This is a genomic window from Floccifex sp. (genome assembly GCF_051873555.1).
GTDB lineage: Bacteria > Bacillota_I > Bacilli_A > Erysipelotrichales > Erysipelotrichaceae > Floccifex.
Window position 1 is genome coordinate 25,884 of record NZ_JBJEEY010000131.1, and the last position, 9,452, is coordinate 35,335.

The 9,452-nt window shown below is 34.1% G+C and carries 11 protein-coding genes; all 11 read left to right on the plus strand.

The features are described from left to right. Positions 1–1,209, plus strand: coding sequence for a bifunctional glutamate N-acetyltransferase/amino-acid acetyltransferase ArgJ (gene argJ / locus ACI32A_RS07505; RefSeq protein WP_439754424.1), 1,209 nt, complete (start codon positions 1–3; stop codon positions 1,207–1,209). Continuing rightward, positions 1,206–2,063, plus strand: a complete 858-nt coding sequence (argB, locus tag ACI32A_RS07510) for an acetylglutamate kinase (protein ID WP_439754425.1) — start codon at positions 1,206–1,208, stop codon at positions 2,061–2,063. The genes argJ and argB overlap by 4 nt, the downstream gene beginning before the upstream one ends. An 8-nt stretch (positions 2,064–2,071) precedes the next feature. Continuing rightward, positions 2,072–3,244 (plus strand): aspartate aminotransferase family protein, encoded by a 1,173-nt coding sequence (locus tag ACI32A_RS07515; protein ID WP_439754426.1) that lies wholly within the window; start codon positions 2,072–2,074, stop codon positions 3,242–3,244. After that, positions 3,241–4,152, plus strand: a complete 912-nt coding sequence (gene argF, locus ACI32A_RS07520; RefSeq protein WP_439754427.1) for an ornithine carbamoyltransferase — start codon at positions 3,241–3,243, stop codon at positions 4,150–4,152. The genes ACI32A_RS07515 and argF overlap by 4 nt, the downstream gene beginning before the upstream one ends. Before the next feature lie 96 nt (positions 4,153–4,248). Then, on the plus strand, positions 4,249–5,217 hold the full coding sequence (gene pta, locus ACI32A_RS07525) for a phosphate acetyltransferase (protein WP_439754428.1): 969 nt from the start codon (positions 4,249–4,251) through the stop codon (positions 5,215–5,217). A gap of 54 nt (positions 5,218–5,271) precedes the next feature. Then, on the plus strand, positions 5,272–5,754 hold the full coding sequence (locus tag ACI32A_RS07530; RefSeq protein ID WP_439754429.1) for a hypothetical protein: 483 nt from the start codon (positions 5,272–5,274) through the stop codon (positions 5,752–5,754). 9 nt (positions 5,755–5,763) lie between these two features. Beyond that, positions 5,764–6,033, plus strand: coding sequence for an ACT domain-containing protein (locus ACI32A_RS07535; RefSeq protein WP_439754430.1), 270 nt, complete (start codon positions 5,764–5,766; stop codon positions 6,031–6,033). 9 nt (positions 6,034–6,042) lie between these two features. Beyond that, entirely contained in the window at positions 6,043–7,398 is a 1,356-nt protein-coding gene (locus ACI32A_RS07540) for a PFL family protein (protein WP_439754431.1), read from the plus strand. 71 nt (positions 7,399–7,469) lie between these two features. Then, positions 7,470–7,967 (plus strand): DUF1307 domain-containing protein, encoded by a 498-nt coding sequence (locus tag ACI32A_RS07545; protein WP_439754432.1) that lies wholly within the window; start codon positions 7,470–7,472, stop codon positions 7,965–7,967. Positions 7,968–7,978: 11 nt separating this feature from the next. Further along, positions 7,979–8,629 (plus strand): metallophosphoesterase, encoded by a 651-nt coding sequence (locus ACI32A_RS07550; protein WP_439754433.1) that lies wholly within the window; start codon positions 7,979–7,981, stop codon positions 8,627–8,629. Beyond that, positions 8,607–9,341, plus strand: coding sequence for a GntR family transcriptional regulator (locus ACI32A_RS07555; protein ID WP_439754434.1), 735 nt, complete (start codon positions 8,607–8,609; stop codon positions 9,339–9,341). Before ACI32A_RS07550 ends, ACI32A_RS07555 begins: the two co-directional genes overlap by 23 nt. Positions 9,342–9,452 lie beyond the last annotated feature (111 nt).

Here is a 9,452-nt window from a genome sequence, read left to right on the forward strand (position 1 = left end):
ATGAAAATTATTGAAGGAGGAGTATGCGCAAGTAAAGGATTTAAAGCAGGAGCCTGTCATTGTGGAATTCGTAAGAATCATCAGAAAGATGACTTGGCTTTGATTGTTTCGGATACTTTATGTCAATGTGCGAGTGTATATACAAAAAATAAAGTGAAGGCAGCGCCTTTAAAAGTCACAAAACAACACTTAGAAAATGGTGTAGCCCAGGCAATTATTGTGAATTCAGGAAATGCTAATGCTTGCAATCAATTGGAAATGGAGAATGCACAAAGGGAAGCAAAATGTGCAGCTGATTTCTTACAATTAAAGGAAGAAGATGTTATTGTTGCTTCAACCGGGGTAATTGGACAAGTATTGCCTGTTTCTTGTATTGAAGACAATATTGAAAAAATAGAATTGAGTGAGAATCACAATCTAAAAGCAGCCAATGCGATTTTAACAACAGATACTATTGAAAAAACAATTGCCATTGAATTTGAAATCAATGGAAAAATTTGTCACATGGGTGGTATTTGTAAAGGATCGGGAATGATTCATCCGAATATGGGTACTATGCTTGCCTTTATTACAACGGATTGTCTTATTAATTCTTCTTTACTAAAAGAAATACTTTTAGAAAATGTGAATAAAACATTTAATCGTGTCAGTGTAGATGGGGATACATCAACCAATGATATGTGTGTTGTCATGGCCAATGGAATGGTACAAAATGCTCCTGTCACAAAACAAACCAATTCTTATGAAATTTTTAAAGAAGCACTTCGTTTTGTGATGGAGGAATTGGCTAAGAAAATTGCCAGTGACGGAGAAGGAGCTGGAAAATTTTTAACTTGCACAGTTAAAGGTGCAAAAAGTGAACATGAAGCTGAAAAACTGGCTATGTCTGTATGTTCTTCTTCGTTATTGAAGGCTGCTATGTTTGGAGCCGATGCGAACTGGGGTCGAGTTATGTGTGCATTGGGGTATGCAGGTGTTGATTTTGATCCATATTTAGTGGATGTTTATTTTAAGAGTAAAGATGATATTATTCAATGTAGTCAAAATGGAATGGCATTGGATTTTGATGAAGATAAAGCAAAAGAAATTCTTTCGAATTCAGAAATTGAAATTATTTCGGATTTAAAACAAGGCGAATTTGAAGTATCTTGCTGGGGCTGTGATCTAACCTATGATTATGTAAAAATTAATGGAGATTATCGAACATGACAAATATTTCGGTAAATATAAAGGCTCAGATTTTAGTGGAAGCATTGCCATATATTCAACAATTTACAGGCAAAATTGTAGTCATTAAATATGGTGGCAATGCGATGATCAATGAAGAATTAAAGGCAGCTGTCATTCAAGATGTTGTTTTATTGAATTTGATTGGCATTAAAGTGGTATTGGTTCATGGTGGTGGACCAGAAATTAAAGAAATGCTGGAAAAAATCAATAAAGAATCTAAATTTGTCAATGGATTACGTGTAACCGATGATGAAACAATGGATATCGTTCAACAAGTTTTATGTGGAAAAGTCAATAAAAATTTAGTGTCTCTTTTGATTAAACAAGGAGGAAAAGGTATTGGATTAGCTGGAATGGATGGTAATTTATTTCAGGCTGTTCGTTATGATGATGTCCATGAAAATGTGGGAACCATTGTGAATGTGGATCCAACCATTGTTTTTGATGTCTTAGAAAAAGGATATATTCCTGTTGTTTCTAGTGTAGCAGCTGGTTTAGATCAAATGACTAACTACAACATTAATGCGGATACAGCAGCTGAAAAATTAGCTGTGGCTTTACATGCGAAGAAATTGATTTTATTAACTGATGTTATGGGATTGATGAAAGATCCAAGTGATGAATCTACTTTGATTTCAAGCTTAAAAGTATCCCAAGCACCGATTTATGAAAGAGAAGGAATTATTAAAGGTGGAATGATTCCTAAAGTTCAATGTGCGGTAGAAGCCGTCCGAAGAGGCGTTGAAACCGTTAATATTCAAGATGGACGTATTCCACATTCGATTTTGATTGAATTATTAAGTGAACAAGGTGTTGGGACTATGATTTACTAGGAGGCTTTATGGATTTATTTCAAAAAGAAAGTCAATATTTGATGCAAACATATGCCCGTTTTCCTGTTATATTTGAAAAAGGAAATGGTTGTGTATTAGAGGATGTAGACCATAAATTGTATTTAGACTTGACATCGGGAATTGGTGTGAATTGTCTTGGTCATAATCATCCTGCCATTGTACAAACTATTTCAAAACAGGCAAGTGAATTGATGCATGTCAGTAATTTGTATTACACAAAACCAATGATTGATTGTGCTGAAAAATTAGTGAAAGCCAGTCAAATGAAAAATGTTTTTTTTGCGAATTCAGGGGCAGAAGCCAATGAAGGAATGATTAAAATTGCGCGTAAGTATTCATTTGAAAAATATGGAAAAAATCGCAATAAAATTCTAACTCTAAAAAATTCTTTTCATGGACGAACTATGGCGACTTTAAGTGCAACAGGACAAGATAAATTTCATCATTATTTTTATCCTTTTGTGGATGGCTTTGATTTTGTGGAATGCAACAAAATAGAGGATTTAAAAAAGAAACTGGATGATAGTGTTTGTGGAATTTTCATGGAATTAATTCAAGGTGAAAGTGGTGTTCTTCCTTTGAACTATGATTTTGTCAAAGAAGTTGAAACAATTTGTCATGAAAAAGATATTTTATTGATGATTGATGAAGTACAGACGGGAATAGGAAGAACAGGTACTTTGTTTGCTTTTGAACAATACGACATAAAACCAGATTTAGTTTCTTTGGCAAAAGGATTAGGGGCAGGAATTCCCATTGGTGCTATTTTAGCCAATGAAAAATGTCAAAATGTATTTCAAAAAGGAGATCATGGATCCACTTTTGGTGGCAATCCATTGAGCTGTGCTATAGCAAATACGGTATTAGATATTGTAAATCAGCCTGATTTTTTACAAGATGTAAAAGAAAAAGGAAATTATTTTATAGACCAGATTCAATCTATTTCATCTAAAGAAATAAAAGAAGTTCGGGGAATGGGTTTAATGATTGGTGTTGTTGTAGATCAGAATAAAAGATCTACTTTGATTCAGGAATTGATGAAACAAGGAATATTAGTATTGAGTGCAGGAGTCGATGTGATTCGTCTTTTGCCTCCATTGATTCTTTCGTATGAACAAATTGATGAAGTTATTTCGATTATGAAAGGAGTCTTTCAATGAAACATGTATTAAAAATGATGGACTTATCGAGAAGAGATATTTTTCAGATTCTTGATTTGGCAGATCAGTTAAAATATGAAAAACAACATGGAATGGAACATAAAAGTTTAAAAGGAAAATCAATTGGAATGATTTTCGATCAAGTTTCAACGCGTACACGTGTATCTTTTGAAACGGGGGTCTATCAACTCGGTGCACAGCCTTTATTTCTTTCTGGAAAAGACTTACAAAGTGGAAGGGGAGAACCCATCCAGGATACAGCACGTGTTCTTTCTCGTTATTTGGATTGTCTGATTATTCGTACATCGAGTCAACAAGATGTAGAGGACTATGTAAAATATGGTTCAATTCCTGTTATCAATGGTTTGACTATGTATTCACATCCTTGTCAGGTTTTATCGGATTTGTTGACGATGAAAGAAAAATATGGAGCACTGGAAAATCTGAATCTATGTTTTATTGGGGATGGATCAAATGTTGCGAACTCATTAATTGTCGCAGGATTGACAATGAATATGAATGTTTCTGTGGCAACGCCTAAAGGATATGAGCCGCATTGTTCTGTATTAGAGTTTGCGAAACAATATCCAAATTCGTTTCAGTTGACAAATGATCCACAAACAGCAATTCAACAAGCCGATATTGTGGTTACAGATACTTGGGCTTCTATGGGCACTGAAGTAGATGTTCGCATGCGTATGCAAGATTTTAAGGGATTCACTATTAATCGTGATTTGTTGTCTTTTGCCAAAGAAGATGTCATGGTGTTGCATCCTTTACCAGCTTTTCGAGGACAAGAAATTAGTGAAGATGTTTTTGAAGAACATGCTAAAGAAATATTTGATGATGCAGAAAATCGTCTTCATGTTCAAAAAGCATTGCTGGTTTTATTATTATGTGGAGAATAGGCAGATGATTCTGTCTTTTTCTTTGTGAAATTATTCTTTATATGGACAAGGCATTTTGGGTGGTCTATACTAAGATTCGAAAAGAGGTTAGTAAACATGGTTATAGATGAATTGGAACAAAAAATTAAGGGACAGGGCATTCGTATTGTATTAACTGAGGGATGGGATCCTCGTGTACAAAAAGCGGCGATAGAATTAAAAAGAAACAATATTGTAGAACCTGTTTTATTAGGGGAAAAAGATCAAATTGCACAATGTGCGCAACAAGAAAATAATGATTTATCAGATATTATTCAATTGGCTCCTTCTGAATTCGATAAAAAAGAAGAAATGATTACACGTATGATTGAGCTTCGTCGTGGAAAACTGGATCAGGAAAAATGCCGTAAATTAATTAATAGTACAAACTATTTTGGTACAATGCTGGTTGAGATGGGATATGCCGATGGTTTATTAGGAGGGGCTACGTATTCAACAGCGGATACGATTCGTCCGGCTCTTCAATTGGTAAAAACAGCTCCTGGCAATGCCTTAGTTTCTTCTTGTTTTTTATTGTTGAAAGAAGATAGTCAATATATTATGTCTGACTGTGCTGTTAATATTAATCCAAATCCAGATGATTTAGTTGAAATTACACTTCAAACAGCTAAATCAGCTCGTCAATTTGGTATTGAACCAAAAATTGCGTTGTTGTCTTATTCTTCTTTTGGATCGGCTCGTGGAGAATGCGTTGAAAAAATGACAGAAGCAACAATTCGTTTAAAACGTATGCCATTGGATTTTGATGTGGATGGAGAAATGCAGTTTGACTGTGCTGTGAATGAAGAAGTGGCTTCTTTAAAGGCACCAGATTCAAAGGTAGCAGGTCATGCCAATACATTTATTTTCCCAAATTTATCAAGTGGAAATATTGGATATAAGATTGCGGCTCGTTTAGGTGGATATGAAGCCGTTGGTCCTTTATTACAAGGATTAAATGCACCAATCAATGATTTGTCTCGTGGATGTACGTGGCAAGAAATTTATAAAATGGCGATTTTAACAGCTGCTCAAAAGTTTATGTAAACAAAAAATCATTCAGTCTTTGGATTGAATGATTTTTTATGTTATATTGATTGCATGAAAAAAGATATTTTTCCTTATGAAGTCGATTTAGGAGCCATTATGGATTTTGTTGAAAACCGTTTTATGCTCGTTATTAAAGATGAATTCTGGACGGAAGAGGAGTTGAATTTACTAAAAGGTGCACTTGAATTGAATTTTTGTTATACTCAGAATACAGCTATTTTTGTATTAGAAGGTGGAGACATTGATTCAAGTGATTTTTATTTCAATATACAAGAATGTGATTGGAAAGAAAATTTACTGAATTCTTCTTTAATTGATGTAGAACTTTATTTATTGAATGAAAAAAATGAAGTTTGTTTTAAAAGAAAAAAAACATTGAATCAACAAGATAGTGCTGTGATTTTAAATTGCATGAAAGAACAGGCAAGTGTTCAATTCATGCGTAATGAATATGAAATAAATGTTATGGGGCTTCAAAGTGCATTTGATCCCTATGAATTAAAGAAATATTCAAGAGTTTGTATAAAATTTTAGGAGGAAAAGATGAAAGCCATTATTACTGTAATCGGAAAAGATAAAGTGGGAATTTTAGCAACCATTGCCAATGAATGCATGAAAGGAAATATTAATATTCTGGATGTTTCACAAACCATAGTAGATGGTTTTTTTACCATGACAATGAGCACGGACTTTACCAATGCGTCTAGTTCCATTTCTGAATTTGCGACTTATATGGAATCGTTTGGAAAAGAAAGAGACTTGCTTATCCGTGTTATGCATCAAGATATTTTTGATTCAATGCACAAAATTTAGGAGAATGACATGCAGACAAAAGAAATATTAGAAACAATAAAAATGATTGATGAAGAATGTCTGGACATTCGTACAATCACAATGGGAATTTCTTTAATGGATTGTATGGACCCAGATATTCAGAAGTCTTGTGAAAAAGTGGAAAAGAAAATTTGTACTTTAGCTAAGGATTTAGTAAAAGTGGGAAACGATATTTCAAAGACATATGGAATTCCTGTTGTGAATAAAAGAATCAGTGTAACACCTATCTCAATGTTGGTAGCTTGTAGTAAAGGAAATCCAGTAGAATATGCTTTGACATTAGAAAGATGTGCTCAAAAATTGGGTGTTGATTTTATTGGTGGATATTCGGCTTTAGTGCAAAAAGGATATTCCCAAGGTGATTTAGCTTTAATAGAATCCATTCCGGAAGCCTTGGCTAAAACACAACACGTTTGTGCCAGTGTTAATGTTGGATCTACAAAGGCAGGTATCAATATGGATGCTGTCAAAAAAATGGGTGAAATTGTAAAGCAATGTTCTGAATTGACAAAAGATGATAATTGTCTAGGTGCTGCTAAATTAGTAGTATTCTGTAATGCCCCAGAAGACAATCCATTTATGGCTGGAGCTTTCCATGGTGTTGGAGAAGCGGATTGTGTTATTAATGTTGGAGTATCTGGACCAGGTGTAGTCCGCGCTACTTTGGCCAAAGCTGATAAATCTTTAAAAATGGATGAAATTGCAGACTTAATCAAGAGAACGGCATTTAAGATTACGCGTATGGGACAATTGGTTGGTTCTGTTGCTTCTGAAAAATTAAATGTTCCTTTTGGGATTGTTGACCTGTCTTTGGCACCTACACCAGCTATTGGAGATAGTGTTGCCTATATATTGGAAGAAATGGGATTAGAAACATGTGGAGCTTATGGAACAACAGCTTGTCTGGCTATGTTAAATGATGCTGTTAAAAAAGGTGGTGTTATGGCCACAAGCCATGTAGGTGGTTTATCAGGGGCTTTTATTCCAGTGAGTGAAGACGCTGGAATGATTCATGCAGCACAAGAAGGAATCTTGACATTGGAAAAATTAGAAGCAATGACAGCGGTTTGTTCCGTTGGTTTGGATATGATTATTATTCCAGGCGATACAACAGCCAGTGTGATTTCAGGAATTATTGCTGATGAAGCAGCCATTGGAATGGTGAATTCTAAAACAACGGCTGTTCGTGTGATTCCGGCTATTGGAAAAGAAGTTGGAGATACATTGGATTTTGGTGGATTATTAGGATATGGTCCGGTTATGAAAATTAATCAGACTTCCAATGATGTTATGATCGATCGTGGAGGTCGAATTCCTTCTCCTATGCAAGCATTGAAAAATTAGAATTTCAAAACACAAAAGTATAAAATGTAATATTGATTGAAAATGAAGCAAGAATCGTGTAAAATTTTTTTATGAGAAAAGTTATGACATTCTTGTTTCTTTTTGTTTTATGTGGATGTACTCGACTGGGTGAGCCACTAGAAAAAGTTGAAGAAGAAATTGATGAAACAGAATCCGTTGTTATATGTTCAGGAGAACAGAAAAAAACTGTGACTTTTTTTTCAAAAGGAGATAGCCTCTATGCGATGCAGTATGTGTTTTACCAAAGCATTGATGATTATGTAGATTCTCTAGATTTAGAAGGATTCGTTTCACAAGAAGAAATTGTAGAGCGAATCAATAATGCGTTGTCTGAAAAATATAAAGATGTTGCAGGTGTTTCTGCAATTGGAGAAGTACAGGAAAAAGAAATTCAATATACATTAATGATTGATTTTGAAGCCGCAGATTTTGATCAGTTAGTAGAAAAGGGATTGTTGAATTCAGGGGAAATTGAATCGCAATATATTTCTTTAAAAAAGACAAAAGAAGCTTATCAAGCCCAGGGATATGTTTGTCAAGTCCAGTAGGGGGTATTTTTATGCGATATTATATTGCGGATTGTCATTTTTTTCATCGGGCATTGAATCTTTATATGGACAAAAGAGGATTTGATTCGGTAGAGGAAATGAATGAATATATGATTTCTCAATGGAATAAAAAAGTAAGAAAAAATGATGAAGTTGTGATATTAGGGGATTTTTCCTGGGGATCCTGGAAAGAAACAAAGTCGGTTTTGGATCGTTTGCAGGGAAAACTGTTTCTTATCAAAGGAAATCATGATCGTTTTTTAGTAGACAAAGAATTTGATTCTTCTTATTTTCGCTGGATCAAAGACTATGAAGAATTAAATGATAATCGTCGAAAAGTTGTTTTGTGCCATTATCCGATTGCTTGTTACAATGGACAATATCGAAAAGATGAACAAGGAAATCCAAAATCTTTTATGTTGCATGGACACATTCATAAGACACAAGATCAGCAGTATTTAGATTTTTTTCAGGAATATGTAAAGAATCAGAGACACGTTTCTATTGGAGGTGCTATTGAAGAGGTTCCTTGCCAATTTATTAATTGTTTCTGTATGTATTCAGATTATATTCCTATGACATTAGATGAATGGATTGAAATTGATGAAAAAAGAAGAACAAAAAAAGTAGAGGTGGAATATGGCAAAGTTACAAACAGGTAAAGGTTCGAAATCAATGTATCTTCAAATTAAAGAAATTTATCATGATCGAATTGTAAACGGTGAAATTAAAAGAGGAGATCGGATTCCAAGTGAAATGGAAATTCAAGAAGAGTTTGGTGTTTCTCGTATTACGGCACGACAAGCTATTTTGGAATTGGAACAAGAAGGAATGGTAAAGCGTGGTCGTGGAAAAGGAACTTTTGTGATTTGGCAACAAGGAATTGAAGAAGAATTGACACATATCAAGAGTTTTACAGAAGAAATGAAGTCGATGAATCGTGTTCCTGGAACTGTTTCTTTACAAGTAAATAAAATAGTTCCTGATGAATTTGTTGCTTCTGTTTTTGGTTTAGATTCTGGGCAAGAAGTATATTGTATTAAACGTGTTCGTACGGCTGATGAAGTAAAAATGGTTTATTTTATTTCATATTTTCCTTTGTCAACAAATTTACCTTTAGATCCAAGTCAATATAGTCAATCTATTTATACGATGTTGGATTATTCTGGAACAGGTATTCCAAAAAAGATTGAAGAAAAAATTTCTGCAATTTTGCCAAACAAAGAAGTTCGCAATGCATTAAAGATTTCGGCTTCTATGCCTGTATTATTAAGAGAACGTATTTCTTATAATGAAAAGGGAGAACTTATTGAGTTAACGTATTGTTATTATCGAGGCGATTTATATACATACAAAATTTCTACAACAAATTAAAAAAAGCCTTGCAATTCATTTTTTGCTATGATAGTATATGTGAGCACTTGTCCGATAGACAAGTTTCACATACATGGCGCGTTGGAGAAACGGTTAACTCATATGCCTTTC

Excerpts from the sequence above, each read along its gene's own strand:
- argJ (WP_439754424.1), top strand. The coding sequence starts at position 1 with ATGAAAATTATTGAAGGAGGAGTATGCGCAAGTAAAGGATTTAAAGCA.
- argB (WP_439754425.1), top strand. The coding sequence starts at position 1,206 with ATGACAAATATTTCGGTAAATATAAAGGCTCAGATTTTAGTGGAAGCA.
- ACI32A_RS07515 (WP_439754426.1), top strand. The coding sequence starts at position 2,072 with ATGGATTTATTTCAAAAAGAAAGTCAATATTTGATGCAAACATATGCC.
- argF (WP_439754427.1), top strand. The coding sequence starts at position 3,241 with ATGAAACATGTATTAAAAATGATGGACTTATCGAGAAGAGATATTTTT.
- pta (WP_439754428.1), top strand. The coding sequence starts at position 4,249 with ATGGTTATAGATGAATTGGAACAAAAAATTAAGGGACAGGGCATTCGT.
- ACI32A_RS07530 (WP_439754429.1), top strand. The coding sequence starts at position 5,272 with ATGAAAAAAGATATTTTTCCTTATGAAGTCGATTTAGGAGCCATTATG.
- ACI32A_RS07535 (WP_439754430.1), top strand. The coding sequence starts at position 5,764 with ATGAAAGCCATTATTACTGTAATCGGAAAAGATAAAGTGGGAATTTTA.
- ACI32A_RS07540 (WP_439754431.1), top strand. The coding sequence starts at position 6,043 with ATGCAGACAAAAGAAATATTAGAAACAATAAAAATGATTGATGAAGAA.
- ACI32A_RS07545 (WP_439754432.1), top strand. The coding sequence starts at position 7,470 with ATGAGAAAAGTTATGACATTCTTGTTTCTTTTTGTTTTATGTGGATGT.
- ACI32A_RS07550 (WP_439754433.1), top strand. The coding sequence starts at position 7,979 with ATGCGATATTATATTGCGGATTGTCATTTTTTTCATCGGGCATTGAAT.
- ACI32A_RS07555 (WP_439754434.1), top strand. The coding sequence starts at position 8,607 with ATGGCAAAGTTACAAACAGGTAAAGGTTCGAAATCAATGTATCTTCAA.